Origin of the sequence: Dechloromonas sp. H13, from assembly GCF_009469615.1 — a bacterium.
GTDB lineage: Bacteria > Pseudomonadota > Gammaproteobacteria > Burkholderiales > Rhodocyclaceae > Azonexus.
In genome coordinates, this window is record NZ_SSXX01000005.1 from 36562 (window position 1) to 59240 (window position 22679).

Genomic DNA, 22679 nt, shown 5'->3' on the forward strand with positions numbered 1-22679 from the left:
TGCTACCCGAAGCCCGCCGCTTTTGCGCAGAATGATTCCGCCACCAACCACGAGGAGACGAACATGGCAGCGAAAAGGATACTGATGTTGACCGGCGACTTCACCGAGGACTACGAGACCATGGTGCCCTTCCAGGCGCTGCTGATGGTCGGCCACACGGTGCACGCCGCCTGCCCCGGCAAGAAGGCCGGCGAACAGGTGCGCACCGCGGTGCACGACTTCGAGGGCGACCAAACCTACTCGGAAAAGCCCGGCCACAATTTCACCCTCAACGCGACCTTCGACGACATCGACCCGGCGGCCTACGACGCCCTGGTCATCCCCGGTGGCCGCGCGCCGGAATACCTGCGCCTCAATCCAGCGGTGATCGCCGCCGTCCGGCACTTCGCCAAGGCCGGTAAGCCGATCGCCGCCATCTGCCACGGCGCCCAGTTGCTCGCCGCCGCCGGCGTCATCACCGGCCGCTCGTGCAGCGCCTATCCGGCCTGCGGCCCGGAAGTAACGGCGGCCGGCGGCAAATTCGCCGACATTTCGGTCGACCAGGCGCATGTCGACGGCAATCTGGTCACCGCCCCGGCCTGGCCGGCGCATCCGGACTGGCTGGCCAAGTTCCTGAAAGTATTGGGAACGCGCATCGAAGCCTGATCTCCCAGCGGGGCGGCGTCGCCGCCGCCCCCTTTTCCGAAAGGAGCGAAGCATGTGCGAAATCTACGTCAGGGCCGACCCCATCCTCTACGAGTCGCGCTCCCGCTCGCTGCGCATCCACGGCTGCGTGACCAAGATCCGGCTGGAGAACCTGTTCTGGGACATCCTCGCCGAGATCGCGGCAAGCGACGGCTACACGACCAATGCGCTGATCGCCAAACTGTACGACGAACTGCTGGAATACCGCGGCGAAATCGACAACTTCGCCTCCTTCCTCCGCGTTTCCTGCCTGCGCTACCTGTCGCTCAGGAAAGGCGCCGGCGAGCGCCCGGCGCTGGCCGTCGTCACCGGCAACGCCGCCTGAGACGTCAGCCCTTCGGCAAGGCCCGCTGCACCAGACGCACCCAGTAGCTGACGCCCGGCGCCAGGATGGCGTCGTTGAAATCGTAATGCGGGTTGTGCAGCGTGCAGCCGCCGGTGCCCGGGCCATTGCCCAGCCACACGTAGCAGCCCGGCTTCTCGCGCAGCATGTAGGCGAAGTCCTCGGCGCCCATCGACGGCAGGACATCAGTGAGCACTCGCTCGCTGCCCAGCACTTCCGCCGCAACCTCCTGGCAGAATTTCGCCTCGGCGACGCTGTTGACCGTCGGCGGATAGCGGTGGTCGAAACGGACGCTGATCTGCGCCCCGTTGGCCGCCGCGATGCCGCTGCAAAGGCGCTCGATGGCACGCTCGACGCTCTCCTGGACCTCCGCCTTGAAGCTGCGGATGGTGCCGCGCAGCACCACTTCCTCGGGAATGATGTTCCACGCCTCGCCGGCATGGAACTGCGTGACGCTGACCACCGCCGACTCGCACGGGTGCAGCGTGCGGCTGACCACCGTCTGCAGGGCCTGCACCAGCTGCGCCCCGGCGACGATTGAATCGACCCCCTGGTGCGGCATCGCGGCATGGCAGCCGTGGCCGCGCACGTGGATCTCGAGGGCGCAGGTGCCGGCCATCACCGGCCCCGGCATCACCGCCATCTCGCCGACCGGGATGCCCGGCCAGTTGTGCAGCCCGAACACGGCTTCGACCGGGAAGCGCTCGAAGAGGCCGTCCTCGATCATCACCGCGGCGCCGCCTTCCGATTCCTCGGCCGGCTGGAAGATGAAGACGACGATGCCGTCGAAATCGGGATGCGCCGCCAGGTGGCGCGCCGCGCCGAGCAGCAGCGCGGTGTGGCCGTCATGGCCGCAGGCATGCATCTTCCCGGGATGTTTCGAGTGGTGCGGGAACTCGTTCAACTCGGCGAGCGGCAGCGCGTCCATGTCGGCGCGCAGGCCGATCATGCGCGGCGAACTGCCGGCGCGCAGGACGCCGACGACGCCGGTCTTCGCAATGCCGCGGTGCACCTCCAGCCCGCAGCGTTCGAGCTCGCCGGCGACCAAGTCGGCGGTGCGGTTCTCGGCGAAGGCCAGTTCCGGGTGGGCATGGATGTCGCGGCGAAACGCCGTCAACTCGGCGATGAAGGGCAGATCAAGCAGGGGCAGGGTCGGGGGCATGGTCGTCTCCTTGTTTGAACCTATTATGCCGCGGGTTGCTTGTGCGCGCCGCCTTGATTATGCTGCGGGGGATGGAACTGGTTCTCATTAGCGGCCTCTCCGGCTCGGGCAAATCGGTCGCCCTGCACCTCCTCGAAGATGCGGGCTACTACTGCGTAGACAACCTGCCGGTGGTGATGCTCACCTTTCTCGTGCGGATGCTGCGCGAGGAAGGCATCCGCAAGGTGGCGGTGGCGATCGACGCCCGTTCCGGCCACGGCATCGACCTCCTGCCGGAACGCCTGCGCCTGCTGTCGGAAGAAGGCACGCGCCATGCCTTCCTGTTTCTCTATTCCAACGAGGAAACCCTGCTCAAGCGCTATTCGGAATCGCGCCGGCGCCATCCGCTGGCCACCGACGGCCAGTCGCTGGAAGAAGCGATCCGCGCCGAACGCGCGATGCTCGAACCGATTTCCACCCTCGGCCACCGCATCGACACCAGCGGCCTGAAGGCAAGTGCGCTGCGCGAGTGGGTGCGCCAGTTCATCGAGGCGACGCCCGGCCAGGGCCTGACCCTGATGTTCGAATCCTTCGGCTTCAAGCACGGCATTCCGCTCGACGCCGACCTCGTCTTCGACGTCCGCTGCCTGCCCAACCCGCACTACGACCCCGACCTGCGCCCGCTGACCGGCAAGGACCAGGCAGTCGTCGACTTCCTCGAAGGCGAGGCGGAAGTCGTCCGCATGCGCGACGACATCCAGCGCTTCATCGCCACCTGGCTGCCGGCCTACATCCGCGACAATCGCAACTACCTGACGGTGGCCATCGGCTGTACCGGCGGCCAGCACCGTTCGGTCTACCTCGCCGAGTGGCTGGGCCGCGCCTTCCGCGACCAGGCGCACGTGCTGATCCGCCACCGCACGCTGGCCGGCGGCTGATGCACTGGCTGGCCCTGCTGCGCCCCGGCGACTGGCTGGTGATGGCCGGCGGCGCCGCGCTGGTCGGCCTCAGCCTGCCGCTGCTCTGGCAGGGCGGCTTCGCCGAGCGCGCGATCATCCGCCAGAATGGCCAGGTCTACGCCGAGGCTGACCTGCACAGCCGGCGCGATTTCGCGGTGCCGGGACCGCTCGGCACGACCCTCATCGCCATCGAGCCGGGCCGCGCCCGCGTCGTCGCCGACCCCGGCCCGCGCCAGTATTGCGTGCGCCAGGGCTGGCTGCGGCGCCCCGGCGAAATCGCCATCTGCGCCCCCAACCGCGTCAGCCTGCAGATCGCCGGGCGGACCCGCGCCTATGACAGCCTCAGTTACTGAACTGACCGTCACCGCCGAGGACCGCCGCGTCGCCTGGCTGGCGACCGCGGCGGTCGCCCTGTCGCTGGTCGATGCGGCGATTCCCAGCCCGCTGCCCGGCGTCAAGCCCGGCCTCGCCAACATCGTCACCCTGGTCGTCCTGCAGCGCTACGGCTGGGCGACGGCGGTCTGGGTCAGCGGCCTGCGCGTGCTGGCCGGCAGCCTGCTGCTCGGCTATTTTCTCGCCCCCGGTTTTTTCCTGTCGCTGACCGGCACGGCGTTCAGCCTGGCGACGCTCGGCCTCGCCCGTCATCTGCCGGCGCGCTGGTTCGGCCCGGTCAGCCTCAGCATCCTCGCCGCCTTCGCCCACATCGGCGGGCAGTTACTACTCGCCCGGGCGTGGCTGATCCCGCACGACGGCGTGTTCCTGCTGACCCCGGTCTTCGCCGCCGCGGCGCTGGTTTTCGGCACCCTCAACGGGCTGATCGCGGCTAAACTGCTAATGGAACCTTCCGCCGCCGCCACCCACCGATGACCAAGACGATCTGCCTCGCCCTGACCGGCGCCTCCGGCATGCCCTACGGCCTGCGCCTGCTCGACTGCCTGCTGGCCGCCGGCTGCCGGGTGCAACTGCTGTACTCGCAGGCGGCGCAGGTGGTCGCCCGTCAGGAGATGGATTTCGAACTGCCGTCGCGCCCGGCCGAGGCCAAGGCCGCCCTGCTCGCCCGACTGGCTGCGGTCGACCCCGAAAAACTGGCCGTTTTCGGGCGCGAGGAATGGTTTGCGCCGGTCGCCTCGGGTTCCAACCCGCCCGACGCGATGGTCGTCTGCCCGTGCTCGATGGGCACCCTGGCCGCCATCGCCCAGGGGCTCGCCGACAACCTGATCGAGCGCGCCGCCGACGTGGTACTCAAGGAAGGCCGCAAGCTGGTGCTGGTTCCACGTGAAACGCCGTTCTCGGTCATCCACCTCGAAAACATGCTGCGCCTGGCGCGCGCCGGCGCCGTCATCGTGCCGCCCAGCCCGGGCTTCTACCACCACCCGCAGGCGGTCGCCGACCTCGTCGATTTCGTTGTCGCCCGCATCCTCGACCAGCTGGCCGTGCCGCACGACCTGATGCAGCGCTGGGGGGCGTGATGGGCTGGTTCGGACTCTCCCGCACGCCGGCGCCGCCGGCCCCGGTGCGCATGGAAATCCCGCTCTTTCCGCTCGATACCGTGCTCTTTCCCGGCGGCCTGCTGCCGCTGAAGATTTTCGAGCAGCGCTATCTCGACATGACCGCCGCCTGCCTGAAGGCGGGACAGCCGTTCGGCATCTGCCTGATCGCCGCCGGCAAGGAAGTCGGCACCGTGGCCGAACCGCATGCCGTGGGCACGCTGGCGGAAATCGCCAGCTGGGAAATGGAGCAGCTCGGCATCCTGATGGTGACGGCGCGCGGTGGCCAGCGTTTCCGCATCCTGGAAAAATCCGCCGGCAGCGACAACCTGCTGCGCGCGACGGTGGAAATCATCGCCGACAACGGCCCGCTGCCGCTGCCTCCGGAACGCCAGCGCCTGCTGCCGCTGCTGCGGCGGATCGCCAGCGACATCGGCCCCGGGCGGTTCCCCGAGCCGCACCGCTACGACGACGCCGAGTGGGTCGGCTACCGCATCACCGAAATCCTGCCGGTGCAGAACCTCGCCAAGCAGAAGCTGCTCGAACTCGAAGACCCGCTGGCGCGCCTGGAAATCCTCGAAAAGTTCCTCGACCAGCGCAAGCTGCTCGGCTGACCGCCGGGTGCCGCCGCGGTTTTTGCCCTGGATTGCGGGTCGACCGCAGCCGACCGGTCAGGTCGCCTGATGCACCGCGATGCGCCGGATCGCCTGGCGGGCGTCGGCCGGCAGCACCAGCTCGGCGTAGGCGAGCGGCCCCAGCAGATGCTCGTCGAAGTGCAGCAGCCCTTCGTCGTCCTCGCGCAGCAGCTCGCTGTCGAGCAGGTTGGCGACGAAGCTGGCGAAGACCGAGCGGTCGGCGACTTCCGCCGCGCTGAAGCCGTGCAGCAGCGCCAGGCGCTGCGTCAGCAGCTGGCAGTCCTGCTCCAGCACGCGCCGCGTCTGGGCACCCGAGCCGCGCTGCTGGAGCAGCGCGAGGACGAGGAAATGGCGCCCGAGCATCGGCCGCAGGGTCTCGCCGATCTGCAGCAGCTCGGGGTATTCGAGGCTGTTGGTTTCCGGCGTCCGCAGCCAGCCGCTCGGTTCGGTGCGGATCAGCAGGCCGCGTTCGGCGAACACCGTGACGACACGCTGCACCTCGGCGAGCAGTTCCTCCTCCGACCAGCGCAGGAACAGTTCCGAGCGCATCAGGCGGTAGATGCCGAGCACCGCGTCGCTCAGGCGCCGGATGTCGAGGCTGCGGTTGTTGCCGAGCAGGCAGGCGACCAGCGCCGGCACCGCGAACAGGTGGAGGACGTTGTTGCGGAAATAGGGCAGGACTTCGAGCTGGGCGTCGACCACGCGCACCAGGTTGCCGAAGGGATGCTGGATCTCCTCGACGATGCCGAGACGCGCGGCGTGCGCGATGACCTGGGCGGGGTCGAGGGTGCACGCGATGCGCTGTGGCGAATACGGGGCCGCCGCGTCGACCGCCTGATAGTGGGCGATCATCCGCCGCAGACCGTACTCGTCGGCGGTGCATTCGGGCGTCGCCAGCAGGCCGAGGGCGATCAGGCTGACCGGGTTGATGACGGCTGCCTCGTTGATCCGCTTCGCCAGTTCGCCGGCGGCGTTGCGCGTCGCGGCGCGCAGCCATTCGCCGTCGGCCGGCAGCGTGCGCCAGTCGCCGTCGTGGCGGTCGAGAAAACCGGCCAGCGGCAACGGGTCGCCGAAATTGACATGCACCTTGCCGAACACGCGGCGGATGCTGCGCACGCTCTTCGCCAGCTGCCACAGCGACTCGCCCTGCTTCGGCCGTCCGGCCAGCTCGCGGACGTAGGTCTGCCCCTCGATCAGGCGCTCGTAGCCGATATAGACCGGTACGAAGACCAGCGGCCGGCTGTGGCTGCGCACGAAGCTGCGCACGCTCATGCCGAGGATGCCGGCCTTCGGCGTCAGCGTGCGGCCGGTCCGGCTGCGCCCGCCCTCGATGAAATACTCGATCGGGAAGCCGCGCGTCTGCATCAGGTAGAGATACTCGTCGAACACCGCCGCATAGAGCGGCTCGCCCTTGAAGCTGCGGCGCAGGAAGAAGGCGCCGCCGCGGCGCAGCAGCGGGCCGACGAGCGGCATGTCGAGGTTGTCGCCGGCGGCGATGTGCGGCGGCGTCAGGCCGTTGCGGTAAATCAGGTAGGACAGCAGCAGGTAGTCGATGTGGCTGCGGTGGCACGGCACGTAGACGATGCCTTGGCCCGGCGCGATGCGCGTCACCACGTCGAAATTCTGCACCTCGATGCCGTCGTAGAGGTGTTCCCACAGCCAGCTGAGGAACAGCTCCATGGCGCGCACCACACCGTACGAATAGTCCGAGGCGATTTCCAGCGCGAATTTTTGTGCCCGGGCCCGCGCCTCGTCGCCGGAAATCCCTCGCCGGCTCGCTTCGGCGGCAATCGCCGCGCGCACCGGTTCGCTAGCCAGCAGGACCTCGACCTGCGTGTTGCGGTGCGACAGGTCGGGCCCGATGGCCATCTCGCGCTGGCGCCGGAAATGTACGCGCAACACGCGCGACAGCTTGCGCAGGGCCAGCCCTTCACCGAGCGGCGAGGCGCCGCCATGCACCAGCTCGCGCAGCGAGAGCGGCGGGTTGAAGCGCACCAGCGTCTGGCGCCCGTGCAGCAGCACCGCGAAGAACTGGCGCAGCATGCCCGACGTCCGCCAGGTTTCCGCCAGCAGCGCCTTGAGGATCGACTCCTGCTTGGCCGGGCTGCGCCCCCAGAGAATGACCACCGGCACCAGTTGCACGTCGAGCGTCGGGTCGGCGACCACCGCCTTCACCAGCCCGACCAGCGCCGGCGACGGCGCCGCGCTGGCATGGCGCCGGTTGAGGAAGAACACCGAGCGCTTCGCCTGCATGGCGCCGCAGGCGAGCGGCGCCTCGCCCGGCGGCAGGCCGGCCCGCCGCGATTCCTCGAAAAGGACCAGAAGATTCGACAGGTGGCGGTCCTGCAGGACGTAGCAGACCGGGCGCGCCGGATCGACGGTCGCCGCTTCGGCGAACACGGTCGTGCGCACCCAGGCGTAGAGCACGCGCCGCGCCAATGGAACGAACCAGCCGGAAATGTCGAACACGCTTTCCCCCGCCTCCCCTGCGGGCCGCCCGATTGCCGCCCGTCTTCCGGGATTCTAACGGCAAGCGGCGATCACGCGCAGGACGCGGCGGCCGCAAACGCAGTGAAATATGAATCCGATATAATGCCGGCGCTGCACCACGACGTTTTCGCCGCCCGCGACGATTCCCCTGCCGATGGCACCGGCAAGCGGCGGAATGCGCCCGGCAGCCCCGTCACCGCCAACCGGAACCGCCCATGGCCGGAGAGAATTCGATCCGCGTTCTGCCCGCACTGTCAGCCACCATCCTGACCGCGGCGGCGCTTTATTTCGCCGGCGGCATCTTCGCGCCGGTGGCCGTTTCGCTGTTCGTCATGGCCATCGTCTGGCCCCTGCAGAAAACGCTGGAGGCGCGCATTCCGCGGCTCTTCGCGTGGCTATTCACGCTGGCGACGACCATTGTCGTCATCAGCGCCTTCGCTTGGCTGATCGCCTGGAGCTTCGGCATGGTCGGACGCTGGCTGCTGGCCAACATCAACCGCTTTTACGTCCTCTACGGGCTGACCACGGAATGGCTGGACGGGCACGGCATCTTCGTCGCCGGCCAGCTCGGCGAACGCTTCAACGTCCTGTCGCTGGTCCGCCTGTTCCAGGACATCGCCCTGCGGATCAACGGCCTCGTCGGCTTCGCGCTGATGGTGCTGATCTTCACCATGCTCGGCCTGCTCGAAGTCGGCGACTTCCGGCACAAGCTGCAGTCGTTCCGCCACGGCATGAACGCCGACCGCCTGCTCGAAGTCGCCACCGGCATCGCCCGCAAGTTCCGCAAATACCTGCTGGTCCGCACCGGCGCGAGCATCCTGACCGGCCTCGTCGTCTGGGGCTTCACGCTGGCCCTCAACATCGAACTCGCCGCCGCCTGGGGCGTCATCGCCTTCGCCCTCAACTACATCCCGGTGCTCGGCCCGCTGTTCGCTACCGTCGTGCCCACCCTGTTCACCGCCGCCCAGTTCGAGTCGTGGCAGATGGCGCTCCTCGTCTTCCTCGGCCTCAACGTGATCCAGTTCGTGATCGGCAGCTATCTCGAGCCGCGCTTCTCGGGCAGCGCACTCGCCATTTCGCCCTTCGTCGTCGTCCTCGCCGTCTTTTTCTGGACTTTCCTGTGGGGCATCCCGGGCGCCTTCATCGGCGTCCCGGTGACCATTGCCATGCTCAGCGCCTGCGAACTCAGCCCCGCCAGCCGCTGGATCGCCACCCTGCTGGCCGGGCCGCCGCCCGACAAGGACTAGCCCTCGCCGGACGCCGCCGGCCGGCGGCGCGGCCGCTGCTCGTACAGGGCAATGACCTGGGCGCCGATCAGCAGCACCGTGGCGGCGATTTCGAAGCTGAGCAGCAGCGAGATCGCCGTCGCGAACGATCCGTACAGCACGCCGATCTTCGACAGCGTGGCGAAGAACCAGGCCAGCAGGTGGCGCGTCAGTTCCCACAGCAGGCCCGCGGTGACGCCGCCGACCAGCGCGTGCCGCCACGACAGGCGGCCGCTCGGCATGACCATGTAGATCGAGCTGAGCAGCAGAATCTCGCCGCTCAGGCCCATGGCGTACAGCAGGGCGCCGGCCGTGCCTTCGAGCGAGCGAATGTGCCCGAAGACGACGACCTCGCGGGTGCCGAGCGCCTCCAGCGACATCGAGGCCAGCGTCACCAGCAGCAGGCCGGCGCCGATGACCAGGATATAGGCGTAGGGAATCAGCGCCGAGGTGATCCAGTGCCGCCGGTGTTTTTTGACGCGATGGTGAAAGATGGTCGCCAGCGACTTCTCGAGCACGGTGAACGCCAGCGAACTGGAGAAAAGCAGGGTCGCCAGCAGCACGCCCCCGGTGACCTCGCGATGACCGAGGAAGCGGGCCAGCTGATCGACCAGCGGGTCGGCGAGGCCGGGCGCCATCAGGTCGAGGTAACGGCTCAGTGTCGACAGCAGTTGCTCCGCGGGCAGGAAGGGCGACAGCGCGAGGACCAGCAGGATCAGCAGCGGCAGGATCGACAGCAACATGTAGTAGGCGATCGCGCCGGCCAGCAGCAGGCCCTGATTCTGCATGAAGGTCGCAAGAACGCGGCGGACGAAGCGCAGCACGTCATCCATATAGGCGACGACAGGAAACGGGCGCATGGACATGGCGGGAATAGGCGGCGGTGGGATTTGGCGGAAACGCCCGAGGCGGATTGTCTCGGCCGATTATGACACGCGCCCGCTTCCGGAATGCCGCCCAACGGGAGAGCGGCAATCCGCGGATCAGCGGCGCCTGGCGAGGATCCGGTCGGCGGCCTGGCGGCCCGAAAGAAAAGCGCCGCCGCAGGTCTGCATCAGCTCCAGGGCGACCGCCTCGCCAGCGAAATGCAGGCGCTCGTCCACCGCTTCGCCCAGCACGGCGCGCGCCTCGCCGCCGCCCGGCACCAGGTAGGCGTAGGCGCCAAGGTGGAGCGGATCGCTGGCCCAGCCGGTAAAGGCGCCCCTGACCAGGTGCCGGCCATGCCGGATGCCGATGCATTCCAGCAGGCGGGCGTGCCCTTCGCGCACCGCCTCGGCCTCGGACAGGCTCGCCAGCGCCTCGCCGTAGGCGCCGCCGGCCAGCCCGACGACCAGCTTCGAGCCGAAGGGATGGCAGAGGAAATGCATGGTCCGTTCCGCCGGCGGCCGGGCTTCGGCGACCCAGCTCCCCGCCGGCAGCCCCGGCAGGCAGGCGTCGAATTCGAGGATGACCTTGGTGAAATGCCCCATCGGCAGCGCGTCCAGCGCATGCAGCTTGGCCAGCGGCAGCGCCGGCCGGAAGCGGATCGCCTCGGCGCGCAGAACGCCCGTCGACACGGTGACGATGCAGTCGGTCGCCTCCAGCACGCCGCCGCTGGTGCGCACCACGATGCGCGGGCCACGGCGGTCGATCTCGCCGACCCGTTCGCCGAGGGCGACCGGCAGCCCGGCGCCGTAGCGCGCGACGACCGTGCCGAAGCCTTCGCGGACCAGCCAGTTCGGCCGGGTCGTCCCGTGCTGCTGCAGGCCGATCACCGACAGGTGCGCGCTGTCGGCCCCGGCATCGAGCGGCCCCAGCGTCTCGCAGGCCCAGCGCTCGCTCCAGCTGCGCGGATCGCACAACGCCGCCAGCGGGCGGTCGGCGCCGGCATGGCTGGAAATGCGCTGTTCCAGCGCGTCGACCGCAGCAAGCGCCTCGTTTTCCTGCGCCGCATCGAGACGCATGCCCTGCGCGAAGAGTTGCCATGGTGCGTCGTCGTGCGCGGCCAGGGTAAAGCCGCACGCCTGCGCCAGGGGCGTGAAGGGGTTGCGGTCGGCCTGATGCAGCCAGGCGCAGCCGCGGTCCACCGGGCTGGAAAAGGTTTCGCCATCGGTCCACGCCCGGCCGCCGATGCGCGCCGCGGCCTCGAGCACCAGCACCCGCTGCCCGGCCTCCAGCAGACGACGCGCCGCAGCGAGGCCGGCGGCACCGGCGCCGATGATGACCGTATCGAAAGTGGAGGAATGCCGACTCATGCCCTTATCCGAACCGTTCTGATTGGTTCAATATGCCACTCGACTCCGGAGTCCGGCAGATTTTTGATGAAGCGGACGACGGAAATTGAACACGTAGATCCAGTCCGATTAATTAATCAATGACACTTCACCAAACACTTGGAAAACATGGGCTTTATCCGGGTTATTTTGGATTTCGCTGTGACCAGAGTTTGACCAAGCGTGTATTTAGATTTCACAGATTTCCTCTGTCGCGGGCAGCGATTTTTTAGCTGCCATGTAGATCGCCCCAGCGCAGGTAAAACGCAAAAAAAAGGATCGGTGACATGCAGCTTTTTGTCAGTCTCTTCAAAGTCAATGACTGGTGTCGAACTTTGATCTGTCGCGGCGATAGTCGCCATATGCTTCAGGACTCGCGCAACTTCATGCAATTGTGGGATTTGCACGGCCGATACCTCTCGAATCGCAGCGCGTAGATCCTCGTACTCGAGCGTTACCAGGCCTGGCTTCAGGTGAGCTAAGCCGTGAAGTACTAATTCGTAGATATCTACTTCGCGACCGTCTTTGAGTTGTCTGCGGACACGGTCTGTACGCTGCCGAGGCCCGCGCGCAAGCTTTTCAAATATGGGGCGTCCAATCGTATCTGCCACCTCTCGAAATACCTCCTTTAAAACCTCATGGTCAGTTACAGCAATGCCGTCCTGATCTTTGCTGCGTTTACCGATAGCCCTGCAAAACTCCTGCATTAGATGAGGGCTTCCAATGGCCTGCTCCGCCAACTGCTGATTGATGCCTGGCTCGACTTTTAGCCCGATAAGTGGAAACCCTTGTTCGGGAATAAAAATGAGCTCTTCCTCAGCCCAGACCGGAATAGCCAAAGAGAGAATTCGGCCCGTCATCTCCTTCTCAACTTTCACAGCATCGTATCGTCGGTGCGGAATCGCGATCACAACAACTGCTAGCCCATCGAAAACCAGCGGCTTAAGCGCTCGCACGATGCTGCCCTGAAGGTCTTTTGGTAGGTAGTGGAAATCGTCAATGACTAGCGGCACTCTGTTGTTGCGAAGCGCCTGTAGCGCAGCAACACGAGAGGAGACCTTGCGCGTTTGCTCTCTGGAGGACGTTCTTTGAGATTCGTAGGCGGCTCCCAGTTCCCCCTCGCCCTTTGCAACCAAGAAGTTTGCTCCAGCAGAGGCTTTACCTTCGATCTTGCTCGCTGCCCCATCTTCAGACCCCTCAGATGTTTCCTGAAAGGCCACAAGTCGCTCAAGAATGATGCTCCAAAAATCTTGTTCGTCGGCGACGACTCCCCCATCTATCCACACCGAACTCTCGGTCGGAAGAACTTTCCGAGTCAAAACAGTCTTACCTGACTTTGTATGTCCAGTAACCGTAACAAGCTTGCACAAATTTTCACGCACTTCACTCAACTTGGTTTCAAGCAAAAGTGGTTCACGAGGATTGTAGGTGTGACGCGGGAAGCCACCCGGTACGAAGACTTCAGAGTACTTAAGGTTTGCCATATCTCTCTCGGAAACTAACGTAAAGCAGGCAGCAACATGCCGGACAATTTGCCCAAGACTGTATCCAATCGTCTTATTGTATCGTGCGTGCCATTGGTAAGTTGCTCAGGTTTGCGGTAGAAGGCCCAGACGGCAAGTTTTGGCAGGCGGTTCACAGTGCTCGATTTACTTTTTTTCTTTAACCGAACCTAGCTCTGACCAGAAATCGACCAGACAACAAAAAAGCCAACCGGTCTCGGTTGGCTTTTTCTTTTGCAGATCAAAAATCTGCCTAAATTCGATGTGGAGCGGGCGAAGGGAATCGAACCCTCCTCATGAGCTTGGGAAGCTCAGGTAATGCCACTATACGACGCCCGCTCTGGACTGGAGGCTGCATTCTAAGCGCAGCGGCCGCCGCGTTCAATCCTCGGACAGGTTGCGGTACTGTCCGGTGTGGAAGATCAGCGGCGCCAGGCCGGCGGTTTCGCCGAACCGTTCGACGCGGCCGACGAAGATCGTGTGATCGCCGCCGAGGTGGCTGGCTTCGTTGACGACCTCGAAGCTGGCGCAGCAGCCGGGGAGCAGCGGCGCGCCGCCGATGCCGGGTTGCCAGGGCAGGCCGGCGAAGCGGTCGACCGGCCAGGTCGCGAAGCGGTTGGAGAGATCGGTCTGGTCGGCGGCCAGCACGTTGATGGCATGGTGGCTGGCGTGCCGGAAGGCCTCGAGGTTGTGCGAGCCGTTGTCGAGGCACCAGAGCACCAGCGGCGGGTTCAGCGAGACGGCCGAGAACGAATTGACGGTCAGGCCGATCGGCTGCCCTTCCGGGTCGATCGCTGTGACGATGGTCACGCCGGTCGCGAAGCGGCCGTAGGCGTTGCGCAAGGCGCGGCTGTCGTCCTGAATCTGGCTCATCGGGGGGGCGCTGGTGAGAAAAGGACGTATTATCCGTGCTCCGCACCTGTACGTCGAGGCTGATTTGTCTGCTCTTCCCGCCTTTGCCGGGCGCCTGGTCGCCTGGCAGAAAGCCGCCGGACGCCACGACCTGCCGTGGCAGCAGACCCGTGACCCGTACCGCATCTGGCTCTCCGAGATCATGTTGCAGCAGACGCAGGTCAACACGGTGATTCCCTATTTCCAGCGCTTCCTGGCGCGCTTTCCGACCCTGCAGGCGCTGGCGGAAGCGCCGCTCGACGCCGTGATCGAGCATTGGGCGGGGCTCGGCTACTACGCCCGGGCGCGCAATCTCCATCGCTGCGCGCAGCAGGTCGTTGCGGTCCACGCCGGAAAATTCCCCAATTCCGCCGCCGCGCTGAGCACCCTGCCGGGCATCGGCCGCTCCACGGCGGCGGCCATCGCCGCCTTCGCCTTCGGGCAGCGCAGCGCCATTCTCGACGGCAACGTCAAGCGCGTGCTGTGCCGCCACTTCGGCATCGAGGGCTTTCCCGGCCAGGCGGCGGTCGAGCGCGAATTGTGGGAACTGGCCGAACGCCTGCTGCCGGCGCACGAAATCGAGGCCTACACGCAGGGCCTGATGGACCTGGGCGCGACGCTCTGCACGCGCGCCCGACCTCGCTGCGGCGAGTGCCCGCTGGCGGCTTCCTGCGCGGCGCGGCTGGGCGGCCGCCAGGGCGAACTGCCGAGCGCCCGGCCGCGCCCGCAGCTGCCCGAGCGGCGCGCCGGCTTCGTGCTGATCAGCGACGGCCGCCGCCTGCTGCTCGAACGCCGGCCGCCGCATGGCCTGTGGGGCGGCCTGCTGGTGCCGCCGGAGGGCGAGGCGGCGGCGGTCCTCGCCCGCCTGGGCCTGCGCGCCACGCGGCAAAGCGTGCTGGCGCCGCTGAAGCATGCCTTCACGCATTTCCGCCTGACCCTCGAACCGGTGCTGTGCATCGTCGAACCGCCACCTGGCGTCGGCGAACCGGGCCTGAACTGGGTCGCCCTCGACACCGCGGCGACCGCCGGCGTCCCGACGCCGATCAGGAAGCTGATCGAACGGATTTCCGGCCAGGCCGGCTGAACCTCAGGGTTTGGCTGCTGCGCCCGCCGCGGCCTTGGCGTTCGCCTTTTCCATCTGCTCGGCGACCCGCGCATCGTGGTCGGCCTGCTTCTTGCGCAGGCGCTCGGCCTCCTCGGCCTTGCGTTTGGCGCCTTCCTCGGCCTTGCGCGCCTTGTCGGCGCGCGTCGCCGCCTCCTCGGCAGCCGCCGCATTGCGCGCCGCCGTCGTCTCGGCCTCGCGCGCCCGCAGTTCGGCCTCGCGCTCGGGCATTTCCGCCGCCGCCTGCGCGTCGCGCGCGGCCAGTTGCTCCTTCTTGACCTGACGCTCGATGGCCTTGCCTTCGTTCTGCACCCGGCGCCCCGCCCGGTTGGCTTCGACGTAGTCGTTCCGGGCGTTGTCGCGGCAACGGTTGACCATGAACTTCCCGTTGCAGGCGGCCATCTGTTCTTCCAGCAGCTTTTCGGCGGCGGCCCGGCGTTCGCCGCCCTCTTTCTGCAATTCGGCGGCCTGCGCCAGACGTTGCGCCCACTCGGCCTGCTGCGCCGGCGTCGCGCCGCCGTCGGCCGCGGCGCTGCCGGTAATCAGCCCGATGCTGAGCAGGCAGGCAAGAGCCGCCTGACGGGCAGCAGACGGAATGGGGCGCGGGGCTTTGATCATTTGGGCTGGCACGGACGAAGTGCAGGGATTTTAGCAGCCCGCCGCTATAATTCGCCCGCCCATGATCGCCCTCCGCCAAGTCACCTTCGCCCGCGCCGGCCGCCCGCTGGTCATCGACGCCTCCGTCCAGCTGCACCCCGGCTGGAAGGTCGGCGTCGTCGGCGCCAACGGCTGCGGCAAATCCAGCCTGTTCGCCCTGCTCGCCGGCGAGCTGCATGCCGAAGCCGGCGATGTCGAGATCCCGGCGCGCTGGCAGATCGCCCGCGTTGCCCAGGAAACCCCGGCGCTGCCCGATGCCGCCCTCGATTTCGTGCTCGACGGCGACGTCGAACTGCGCCGCATCGAGCGCGAACTGGCCGCCGCCGAAGCGCGCGGCGATGGCGAGGCGATCGGCCACCTGCATGCCCGCTACGGCGAAATCGGCGGCTACTCGGCCAAGGCGCGGGTCGCCGAGGTGCTGCACGGGCTGGGCTTCAGCGACGCCGATTTCGCGCGCCCGGTCGCCGACTTTTCCGGCGGCTGGCGCGTCCGCCTCAACCTCGCCCGCGCCCTCTCGTGCCGCGCCGACCTGCTGCTGCTCGACGAGCCGACCAACCACCTCGACCTCGACGCCGTGCTCTGGCTCGAACAGTGGCTGAAGAACACGCCGGCAACGCTGCTGCTCATTTCGCACGACCGCGACTTCCTCGACGCCGTCGTCGGCCAGATCATCGCCATCGACCTCCAGCGCCTGAGCCTGACCAGCGGCGGCTATTCGGACTACGAACGGGCGCGGGCCGCCCGCCTGGCTGCGCAGCAATCGACCTACGAGGCGCAGCAGCGCGAAATCGCCCACCTGACGCGCTTCGTCGAACGCTTCAAGGCCAAGGCGACCAAGGCGCGGCAGGCGCAAAGCCGGGTCAAGATGCTGGAGCGCATGGAAATCGTCGCCGCCGCGCACGTCGATTCCCCCTTCCATTTCAGTTTCCGCCAGCCGGCCGCCCTTCCCGATCCGCTGCTGAGCATCGAAAATGCCGCTGCCGGCTACGTCGACCGCAGCATCCTGCAAAACGTCACGCTGACCCTGCGCCCGGGCTGCCGCATCGGCCTGCTCGGCCGCAACGGCGCCGGCAAGTCGACGCTGGTCAAGCTGCTGGCCGGCGCCATCGCCCAGCAGGGCGGCGAGCGCAAGGAAGCCAAGGCGCTCAACATCGGCTACTTCGCCCAGCATCAGCTCGAACAGCTGCGCCCCGACGAATCGCCGCTGCAGCACATGGCCCGCCTCGAACCGACGACGCCGGAACAGGAACTGCGCGACTACCTCGGCGGCTTCGACTTCCGCGGCGACATGGCGACGCGCGCCGTCGAGCCCTTCTCCGGCGGCGAGAAGTCGCGTCTGGCGCTGGCCCTGCTGATCCGCACCAAGCCCAACCTGCTGCTGCTCGACGAGCCGACCAACCACCTCGACCTCGAAATGCGCGAGGCGCTGACCTTCGCCCTGCAGGACTACGAAGGCGGCATGGTCGTCGTCTCGCACGACCGCCACCTGCTGCGCACCTGTGCCGACGAACTGCTGCTGGTCGCCGACGGCAAGGTCAGCGAATTCGACGGCGATCTCGACGACTACGCCGCCTGGCTGGCCAGCCAGCGCAACGCCGACAAGGCGCCGGAACCCGAGGTCGCCGCCGAAAAGAGCGAACGCCTGCAGCAGCGCGCCGACGCCAAGGCCAACCGGCAGGCGCTACTGGCGCAGCGAAGGCCGCTGGTCAAGGAAATCGAGCAGCTGGAACGGAAGCTGGCCAAGTGGAACGAGGAAAAGGCCGCGCTGGAAACGCAGTTCGCCGATCCCGGTTTCTATGCTGCGGTCGACCGCGCAAAAAGCGAGGAAATGCACCGTCAGGCGGGATTGCTCGGCGAGCAGATCGACGCGGCCGAAATGCGCTGGCTGGAAGTGCACGAAGCGCTGGAGGCGCTGCCGGCACCCGACTGAACACGGAGCAGCTGGTTCGCCCTCAGGCGGCGGCCAGCCGCCCCCAGTCCGCCCGCCCCCGCCCCGCCGAGCGCGTGCCGCGGTTGACGCAGTGCCCGGCCCCGGAGTCGCGATAGCGGCGCAGGCGGCCGACGTCGGGCACGCTGATCTGGCGCCCGTCGACGACGATCATTCCGTGCTCCGACAACTGGCGCAGCAGGCGGGAAAAATGCTCCTGCGTCAGGTTGAGCTGCGAGGCGATGATCGACTTCGACAGCGACAGCTCGATGACGGCCGCCTGGCCCCGCGCCGGACCGAGGTCGATTTCGCGGATCAGGAAATCGACGATGCGCTCGGCCCCGGAAAGCAGCGACGAACTCTCGACATCGACCAGGAGACGGTGGAACTTCTCGGCGATGCGCTTCATCATGCGGCAGGCGAATTTGCGGTCGCTCTCGACGCACTCGATCAGCACGTGCTGCGGCAGGAACACCAGCGTCGTATCGCTCAGGGCCTCGGCATGCAACTGGTGACTCCTGCCGATCGACATGCTGGCCTCGCCAATGCCCTGCCCGGCGCTGACGATGCCGACGACTTTCTCGGCGCCGTGCGGCGAGCAGAAGGAAAGCTTGATGCGCCCGGCGGCGACGACATGCACGCCGCGGCAGGCGTCGCCCTGCTCGAACAGCGTTTCCCCGCGCTCGACGTGGACCAGCCGCGCGGCAGCGACCAGGCGTCCGAAGGCGGCATCCTCGAGCGCCGCATAGGGCTCGATGCCGCGGAGAAATTCCGGCAAGTCGATCTGCTGCTTGTGGTTCATCCTGCGCTCCAGGCAATGGCGGTGGCCGATAGGGCGAGGATTTCCGCACAGAAAACCGGCACCGGTTTGATCTCGATCAAAACCATCCGAATGACCCGCCGCGACTACTACCGAATGCCTAGACGAGCCCCCGCGGAAGTAGCAGGCGGCGCGCAAGCCCGCGTTGGTTGCGGTCGACGCCCGAAACAACCCGAAAATCAAGCCTCATAAGGTAAAATTTCGGTTTTACGAACTCGCCGCTGGAGCCAACCCGTGCAAATCGTCTGCCTCGACCTCGAAGGGGTCCTCGTCCCCGAAATCTGGATCGAATTCTCCAAGCGCACGGGCATCCCCGAGTTGATGCGCACGACGCGCGACGAGCCGGACTACGACAAGCTGATGACCTACCGCCTGGACATCCTGCGCCAGCATAAGCTCGGCCTGCCGGACATCCAGAAGGTGATCGGCGAGATGGGGCCGATGCCCGGCGCGCGCGCCTTCCTCGACCAGCTGCGCGAGGATTACCAGGTCGTCATCCTCTCCGACACCTTCTACGAATTCGCCCACCCGCTGATGCGCCAGCTGGGCTGGCCGACGCTGTTCTGCCATTCGCTCGAGGACGACGAGGCGGGCATGCTGGTCGACTACCACCTGCGCATGCCGGACCAGAAGCGCGAGGCGGTCCGGCGCTTCAAGGAGCTGAACTTCACCGTCGTCGCCGCCGGCGATTCGTACAACGACACGGCGATGCTCGGCGAGGCGCACGGCGGCATCCTGTTCCACCCGCCGGAGAACGTCATCCGCGAATTCCCGCAGTTCCCGGTAACGCGGACCTACGACGAACTGCGCGCCGAGATCGACAAGGCATTCGCCAAGGTCGCCTGACCTTGGCGCAAGCCTTCGGCAATTTGCCCCACCCCCGCTCACTGCGTTCGCCGCCCTCCAAGGGGGCTCGCTCTTTCCGCTCATAGCCGGCCATATCAAGCCATGCACCGCGACCGTTTCTATACCCTGTCCGCCTCCTGCCCCGACCAGGTCGGCATCATCGCCAAGGTTTCCGGCTTCATCGCGCAGAGCGGCGGCTGGATACTCGAGTCGAGTTTCCACGCCGACGCGCTGACCGGCCGTTATTTCATGCGCATCGAGATCAAGGCCGATTCGCTGCCCTTCCTGCTCGCCGAATTCCGTGAGCGTTTCGGCAAGGAAGTGGCGACGCCGCTGCAGATGACCTGGCGGATCAGCGACAGCGCGGTCAAGAAACGCGTCGTCGTCCTCGTCTCCAAGCAGGAGCACTGCCTCTACGACCTGCTGGCGCGCTGGCAGGCCAAGGAACTCGACATCGAGATCCCTTGCGTCATCTCCAACCACGACACCTTCCGCGGCTTCGTCGAGTGGCACGGCATCCCCTTCCATCACGTCCCGGTCACCGGCGACAACAAGCAGGCCGCCTACGCCGAGGTCCAGCGCATTTTCGACGACGTGCGCGGCGACACCATGGTGCTCGCCCGCTACATGCAGATCCTGTCGCCCGAGCTGTGCGACGCGCTGGCCGGCCGAATCATCAACATCCACCACTCCTTCCTGCCCAGCTTCGCCGGCGCCAAGCCCTACCACCAGGCCTACACGCGCGGCGTCAAGCTGATCGGCGCCACCTGCCACTACGTCACCAGCGAACTCGACGCCGGCCCGATCATCGAGCAGGACGTCATCCGCATCGACCATTCCGACTCGCCGGAAGACATGGTGCGCTACGGCAAGGACATCGAGAAGACGGTGCTCGCCCGCGGCCTGCGCTACCACCTCGAAGACCGGGTGCTGGTGCACGGCAACAAGACCGTCGTCTTCCGCTGACCCGCCTGCTGCGGTCGACCCGGGTTCTGGGGCAAAAGCCGCCCCGGCCACCGGACGGCCGTCATGCCGTACAACTATGAAAATTCCGTTCGCCTACGACGGCGAAGCGCGGAATATTTCACGCTGACACGAAAACTCCCCGATTTCATCGGTCGCCAGTGAGAAATATTTCCTGTCATGCCGAATAACCGACTCCTAATATGGAATCCGCCATCACTGGGAAAATTCCATGCCGGAAGTTCTGCACCCGCCACGCCTGCTGTTCCTCGACTTGCGTAAGCGCAAGCGGGCGGCGTTGCCTGCCTTGCCGGGCCTAGTGGCGGTCAGTCCCAATCCGGACGGCCAGTGCGCGGAAGCCAACGCAGCGCTGGCGGTCCTCGTCGCGATCGACGGCGAAGCTGCCCACAGCGACTGGCGGCAACGCTTTCACCCGATGTGCCCGAGCGATTTTCCGCATGTTGTCCTGCTCGACCCCTATGACCCGGTGCTGGCGCGCCGCATTGTCGGCAGCGACGCCTTCGACTGCTGCGCGATGGACGACGGTGATCGCATCGCGCTGATCGTCGCCCGGCTCGAGCGGCAGCCGCGCATCGCCTGCCACGAGGTGCCGCCCGGCCTGCCCCTCGCGCAACTGCTGCGCCTGCAGGCTACCGTGGACACCCTGCCGATCCCGATCTTCATCAAGAACCGCGAGCGCCGCTACACGGCCTGCAACAAGGCGTTCGAGGACTTCATCGGGCTGCCGGCCAGCGAGATCGTCGGCAAGACGGTGTTCGACATCGCCAGCGAGGAGATGGCCCGGGTCTATGAAAAATCGGATATCGACCACCTCGCGAAGGGCGGCACCCAGACCTATGAAACCCGCGTCCGCTATGCCGACGGCAATGTCCGCGACGTCATCTTCCACAAGGCGGTATTCAACGATTCGGCCGGCCAGCCGGACGGCATCGTCGGCGCCATGCTCGACATCTCGGAGCGCAAGGCGCTGGAGCAGCGCCTCGAAATCCTGGCGGCGACCGACTTCCTGACCGGCGCCTACAACCTGCGCACCTTCTACGAACTCGCGCAGCACGAACTCTCCCGCCTTACCCGCAACGGCGGCGACCTGGCGCTGGTCGTGATGGACATCGACCACTTCAAGGAAATCAACGACAGCCTCGGACACGCCGCCGGCGACGAGGCGCTGCGCCAGTTCGTCGCCGTCGTGAAGGACAACCTGCGCGAACAGGACATCTTCGCGCGCGCCGGCGGCGACGAGTTCCGCCTGCTGTTGCCGGAAACCTCGACGGATGGCGCCTATCTGGTCGCCGAGCGGATCCGCAAGGCGGTCAACGAGATCCTGATCAACAATCCGCGCGGCTTCGTCCGCCTCTCGATCAGCTGCGGCGTCGCGGCCTGCATCGGCGGCGACGAAACCCTCGACCACGCCACCCTGTGCGCCGACGACGCGCTCTACAAGGCCAAGGCCGCCGGCCGCAACTGCATCTACCCGCCCCCCGAGCAGGGCTGGTTCCCGCTGTTCCCGTCCGACGAGAACAGCGGTCCCAGACTACTCCGGGAAGATTTACTGCGGGAAGATTAGAACCCGTCGTTCAGGGCGATACCCGCTCCGACGGTGGTCTGGTTCCAGTTGTAGTCGATCAGGCTCTCGCCATAGCCCGAAAAGACCTGCACGTAGCCGCGCAACGGACCGAACAGCGGCGGCGTGAACCAGCCGGCCTGCACGGAACCCTTGCCGGTGGCCACGTTGCCACGCGCCGAAAGCTTGAAGCTGTTGCCGCGCCAGCGGTACAGGGCGCTCAGCTCGCCGTAGCCGTAGTAGTCGGTGATGTCCGGATTGTCGTCCTGGCTCGCACTTTCGGGAAGGCGGTACCAGGCGGTAGCGTAAAGGGCGAGATTTTCCCGCTCGACGCCGACCGTGGCGAAGAGTCGGTCCCAGCTGCGCGACAGCACGTCGGTACGGCCATTCGACTGATGGTTGTAGCCGACATTCAGGAGCTTCCAGTTGAAGCCGCCGCCGAGATCGACATCCGGGCGGTAACTGACGAACACCTCGGGCATGTAGTTGTTCTCGCGGAACGGCCGCGACACGTCGCCGTTGTAGACCTGCCACTGGCTCTGCTGGGTGTAGGCTGCCCAGACGCCCCAGCGCCGGTCGTCGGTCGTCCACACGCGCGCCTTGAAGCTGATCTGGAACTTTGCCTCGATGTCGTTGAGATTTTCCTGCGGCTGCCCGGCAGCCTGGAACAGCGGCATGTAGGGCGCGTTGTTGACGTGGTCCGTGTAACGACCGAAAAGCAGGTAGTTCGAGTTGTGGAAACTGATGTCGTAGCGTGGCGAGGCGGGATCGAAACCCCACGTCGCGTCGATGATCGATGGCGCCGAAGGCGCCTGGCCGGCCGCCGCCAAGGTGGTACCGGCGGCTGCCGGGTCACCGGAAACGACCGGCCCGGGCGCCGGTGCGGCAGCGGGGTTGGCGGATTCCCTGGCCGATGTTTCGGATCGTCCGACCGCGGCGTCGTAGCAGGCCAGCCGTTCCATGCTCGCCGCGATGTTGCGGCAGTCGGCCGGGGTCGCCGGCGGCTTCTGGGCGAAGGCGACGCCGCTGCTGCCGGCGGTGGCAAGAAGAAGTGCGCCGAGGCGCAGGGTGTCGATGGAGATTTTCATTTTGTTTCGATGTGAAACCGTAGCGCGGCCCTATGGCGTTGTCAG

The 22679-nt window shown here is 66.6% G+C and carries 22 protein-coding genes and 1 tRNA gene; 13 read left to right on the plus strand and 10 right to left on the minus strand.

All coding sequences use genetic code 11. The features are described from left to right. The first annotated feature begins 63 nt into the window (after positions 1-63). On the plus strand, positions 64-645 hold the full coding sequence (locus tag GH660_RS12110; RefSeq protein WP_153146935.1) for a DJ-1/PfpI family protein: 582 nt from the start codon (positions 64-66) through the stop codon (positions 643-645). Between the two features lie 52 nt (positions 646-697). After that, entirely contained in the window at positions 698-1009 is a 312-nt protein-coding gene (locus GH660_RS12115; RefSeq protein WP_153146936.1) for a ribbon-helix-helix domain-containing protein, read from the plus strand. Between the two features lie 4 nt (positions 1010-1013). Here GH660_RS12115 and GH660_RS12120 read toward each other — a convergent pair whose 3' ends face one another. Continuing rightward, the gene (locus GH660_RS12120) at positions 1014-2189 is read right to left on the minus strand and encodes a M20 aminoacylase family protein (RefSeq protein ID WP_153146937.1); all 1176 of its coding nucleotides are present in this window, start codon (positions 2187-2189) and stop codon (positions 1014-1016) included. Positions 2190-2260: 71 nt separating this feature from the next. Between GH660_RS12120 and rapZ the strand changes: the two genes are divergently transcribed. From rapZ to GH660_RS12145, 5 genes are read left to right on the plus strand one after another with little or no spacing between them, the layout of a single operon-like run. Beyond that, a complete protein-coding gene (gene rapZ / locus GH660_RS12125) occupies positions 2261-3106 on the plus strand; it encodes an RNase adapter RapZ (RefSeq protein WP_153146938.1) in 846 nt (281 codons plus the stop codon). Next, positions 3106-3480: a NusG domain II-containing protein gene (locus GH660_RS12130; protein WP_153146939.1), complete on the plus strand. Its 375-nt coding sequence runs from the start codon at positions 3106-3108 to the stop codon at positions 3478-3480. The genes rapZ and GH660_RS12130 overlap by 1 nt, the downstream gene beginning before the upstream one ends. Continuing rightward, positions 3461-3994 carry a Gx transporter family protein gene (locus GH660_RS12135; RefSeq protein WP_153146940.1) on the plus strand — a complete coding sequence of 178 codons (534 nt, stop codon included), beginning with the start codon at positions 3461-3463 and terminating at the stop codon, positions 3992-3994. The genes GH660_RS12130 and GH660_RS12135 overlap by 20 nt, the downstream gene beginning before the upstream one ends. Next, positions 3991-4596 carry a flavin prenyltransferase UbiX gene (locus tag GH660_RS12140; RefSeq protein WP_153146941.1) on the plus strand — a complete coding sequence of 202 codons (606 nt, stop codon included), beginning with the start codon at positions 3991-3993 and terminating at the stop codon, positions 4594-4596. Before GH660_RS12135 ends, GH660_RS12140 begins: the two co-directional genes overlap by 4 nt. Beyond that, complete coding sequence (locus tag GH660_RS12145) at positions 4596-5228, plus strand: LON peptidase substrate-binding domain-containing protein (RefSeq protein WP_153146942.1); 633 nt, start codon at positions 4596-4598, stop codon at positions 5226-5228. The genes GH660_RS12140 and GH660_RS12145 overlap by 1 nt, the downstream gene beginning before the upstream one ends. A gap of 57 nt (positions 5229-5285) precedes the next feature. On the opposite strand, the gene plsB is transcribed toward GH660_RS12145, so the two are convergent. Then, positions 5286-7718, minus strand: coding sequence for a glycerol-3-phosphate 1-O-acyltransferase PlsB (gene plsB, locus GH660_RS12150; protein WP_194266310.1), 2433 nt, complete (start codon positions 7716-7718; stop codon positions 5286-5288). 236 nt (positions 7719-7954) lie between these two features. Between plsB and GH660_RS12155 the strand changes: the two genes are divergently transcribed. After that, positions 7955-8986, plus strand: a complete 1032-nt coding sequence (locus GH660_RS12155) for an AI-2E family transporter (protein ID WP_153146944.1) — start codon at positions 7955-7957, stop codon at positions 8984-8986. Here the strand turns inward: GH660_RS12155 and GH660_RS12160 are convergent. The 5 genes from GH660_RS12160 to GH660_RS12180 form a co-directional block, all read right to left on the minus strand. Beyond that, positions 8983-9864, minus strand: coding sequence for a YihY/virulence factor BrkB family protein (locus GH660_RS12160; RefSeq protein WP_153146945.1), 882 nt, complete (start codon positions 9862-9864; stop codon positions 8983-8985). The genes GH660_RS12155 and GH660_RS12160 overlap by 4 nt on opposite strands. 123 nt (positions 9865-9987) lie before the next feature. Then, positions 9988-11238, minus strand: a complete 1251-nt coding sequence (locus tag GH660_RS12165) for an NAD(P)/FAD-dependent oxidoreductase (protein WP_153146946.1) — start codon at positions 11236-11238, stop codon at positions 9988-9990. Positions 11239-11354: 116 nt separating this feature from the next. Beyond that, positions 11355-12740 carry a hypothetical protein gene (locus GH660_RS12170; protein ID WP_153146947.1) on the minus strand — a complete coding sequence of 462 codons (1386 nt, stop codon included), beginning with the start codon at positions 12738-12740 and terminating at the stop codon, positions 11355-11357. A 283-nt stretch (positions 12741-13023) separates the two neighbouring features. Then, positions 13024-13097, minus strand: a tRNA-Gly gene (locus GH660_RS12175). A gap of 42 nt (positions 13098-13139) precedes the next feature. Continuing rightward, positions 13140-13631: a flavin reductase family protein gene (locus tag GH660_RS12180; RefSeq protein ID WP_153146948.1), complete on the minus strand. Its 492-nt coding sequence runs from the start codon at positions 13629-13631 to the stop codon at positions 13140-13142. Between the two features lie 64 nt (positions 13632-13695). Here GH660_RS12180 and mutY point away from each other — a divergent pair, with 64 nt between their 5' ends. After that, positions 13696-14733 carry an A/G-specific adenine glycosylase gene (mutY, locus tag GH660_RS12185; RefSeq protein WP_228276479.1) on the plus strand — a complete coding sequence of 346 codons (1038 nt, stop codon included), beginning with the start codon at positions 13696-13698 and terminating at the stop codon, positions 14731-14733. Between the two features lie 3 nt (positions 14734-14736). Here the strand turns inward: mutY and GH660_RS12190 are convergent, their stop codons facing one another. Next, on the minus strand, positions 14737-15369 hold the full coding sequence (locus tag GH660_RS12190; protein ID WP_153146949.1) for a hypothetical protein: 633 nt from the start codon (positions 15367-15369) through the stop codon (positions 14737-14739). A gap of 61 nt (positions 15370-15430) precedes the next feature. Between GH660_RS12190 and GH660_RS12195 the strand changes: the two genes are divergently transcribed. Beyond that, complete coding sequence (locus GH660_RS12195) at positions 15431-17338, plus strand: ATP-binding cassette domain-containing protein (RefSeq protein ID WP_153146950.1); 1908 nt, start codon at positions 15431-15433, stop codon at positions 17336-17338. A gap of 22 nt (positions 17339-17360) precedes the next feature. Here GH660_RS12195 and GH660_RS12200 read toward each other — a convergent pair whose 3' ends face one another. After that, positions 17361-18137, minus strand: coding sequence for a Crp/Fnr family transcriptional regulator (locus tag GH660_RS12200; RefSeq protein WP_153146951.1), 777 nt, complete (start codon positions 18135-18137; stop codon positions 17361-17363). 252 nt (positions 18138-18389) lie between these two features. On the opposite strand from GH660_RS12200, the gene thrH reads away from it, so the two are divergent. The 3 genes from thrH to GH660_RS12215 all read left to right on the plus strand — a co-directional run bounded on the left by thrH (position 18390) and on the right by GH660_RS12215 (position 21549). Further along, entirely contained in the window at positions 18390-19001 is a 612-nt protein-coding gene (gene thrH / locus GH660_RS12205; RefSeq protein ID WP_153146952.1) for a bifunctional phosphoserine phosphatase/homoserine phosphotransferase ThrH, read from the plus strand. A 102-nt stretch (positions 19002-19103) separates the two neighbouring features. Continuing rightward, positions 19104-19967, plus strand: coding sequence for a formyltetrahydrofolate deformylase (gene purU, locus GH660_RS12210; RefSeq protein ID WP_153146953.1), 864 nt, complete (start codon positions 19104-19106; stop codon positions 19965-19967). A gap of 229 nt (positions 19968-20196) precedes the next feature. Beyond that, positions 20197-21549 carry a GGDEF domain-containing protein gene (locus GH660_RS12215; protein WP_153146954.1) on the plus strand — a complete coding sequence of 451 codons (1353 nt, stop codon included), beginning with the start codon at positions 20197-20199 and terminating at the stop codon, positions 21547-21549. Here the strand turns inward: GH660_RS12215 and GH660_RS12220 are convergent. Beyond that, complete coding sequence (locus GH660_RS12220) at positions 21546-22634, minus strand: phospholipase A (RefSeq protein ID WP_153146955.1); 1089 nt, start codon at positions 22632-22634, stop codon at positions 21546-21548. The two genes, GH660_RS12215 and GH660_RS12220, sit on opposite strands and share 4 nt — an antisense overlap. Positions 22635-22679: the final 45 nt, after the last annotated feature.

Excerpts from the sequence above, each read along its gene's own strand:
- GH660_RS12110 (WP_153146935.1), top strand. The coding sequence starts at position 64 with ATGGCAGCGAAAAGGATACTGATGTTGACCGGCGACTTCACCGAGGAC.
- GH660_RS12115 (WP_153146936.1), top strand. The coding sequence starts at position 698 with ATGTGCGAAATCTACGTCAGGGCCGACCCCATCCTCTACGAGTCGCGC.
- GH660_RS12120 (WP_153146937.1), bottom strand. The coding sequence starts at position 2,189 with ATGCCCCCGACCCTGCCCCTGCTTGATCTGCCCTTCATCGCCGAGTTG.
- rapZ (WP_153146938.1), top strand. The coding sequence starts at position 2,261 with ATGGAACTGGTTCTCATTAGCGGCCTCTCCGGCTCGGGCAAATCGGTC.
- GH660_RS12130 (WP_153146939.1), top strand. The coding sequence starts at position 3,106 with ATGCACTGGCTGGCCCTGCTGCGCCCCGGCGACTGGCTGGTGATGGCC.
- GH660_RS12135 (WP_153146940.1), top strand. The coding sequence starts at position 3,461 with ATGACAGCCTCAGTTACTGAACTGACCGTCACCGCCGAGGACCGCCGC.
- GH660_RS12140 (WP_153146941.1), top strand. The coding sequence starts at position 3,991 with ATGACCAAGACGATCTGCCTCGCCCTGACCGGCGCCTCCGGCATGCCC.
- GH660_RS12145 (WP_153146942.1), top strand. The coding sequence starts at position 4,596 with ATGGGCTGGTTCGGACTCTCCCGCACGCCGGCGCCGCCGGCCCCGGTG.
- GH660_RS12155 (WP_153146944.1), top strand. The coding sequence starts at position 7,955 with ATGGCCGGAGAGAATTCGATCCGCGTTCTGCCCGCACTGTCAGCCACC.
- GH660_RS12160 (WP_153146945.1), bottom strand. The coding sequence starts at position 9,864 with ATGCGCCCGTTTCCTGTCGTCGCCTATATGGATGACGTGCTGCGCTTC.
- GH660_RS12165 (WP_153146946.1), bottom strand. The coding sequence starts at position 11,238 with ATGAGTCGGCATTCCTCCACTTTCGATACGGTCATCATCGGCGCCGGT.
- GH660_RS12170 (WP_153146947.1), bottom strand. The coding sequence starts at position 12,740 with ATGGCAAACCTTAAGTACTCTGAAGTCTTCGTACCGGGTGGCTTCCCG.
- GH660_RS12180 (WP_153146948.1), bottom strand. The coding sequence starts at position 13,631 with ATGAGCCAGATTCAGGACGACAGCCGCGCCTTGCGCAACGCCTACGGC.
- GH660_RS12190 (WP_153146949.1), bottom strand. The coding sequence starts at position 15,369 with ATGATCAAAGCCCCGCGCCCCATTCCGTCTGCTGCCCGTCAGGCGGCT.
- GH660_RS12195 (WP_153146950.1), top strand. The coding sequence starts at position 15,431 with ATGATCGCCCTCCGCCAAGTCACCTTCGCCCGCGCCGGCCGCCCGCTG.
- GH660_RS12200 (WP_153146951.1), bottom strand. The coding sequence starts at position 18,137 with ATGAACCACAAGCAGCAGATCGACTTGCCGGAATTTCTCCGCGGCATC.
- purU (WP_153146953.1), top strand. The coding sequence starts at position 19,104 with ATGCACCGCGACCGTTTCTATACCCTGTCCGCCTCCTGCCCCGACCAG.
- GH660_RS12215 (WP_153146954.1), top strand. The coding sequence starts at position 20,197 with ATGCCGGAAGTTCTGCACCCGCCACGCCTGCTGTTCCTCGACTTGCGT.
- GH660_RS12220 (WP_153146955.1), bottom strand. The coding sequence starts at position 22,634 with ATGAAAATCTCCATCGACACCCTGCGCCTCGGCGCACTTCTTCTTGCC.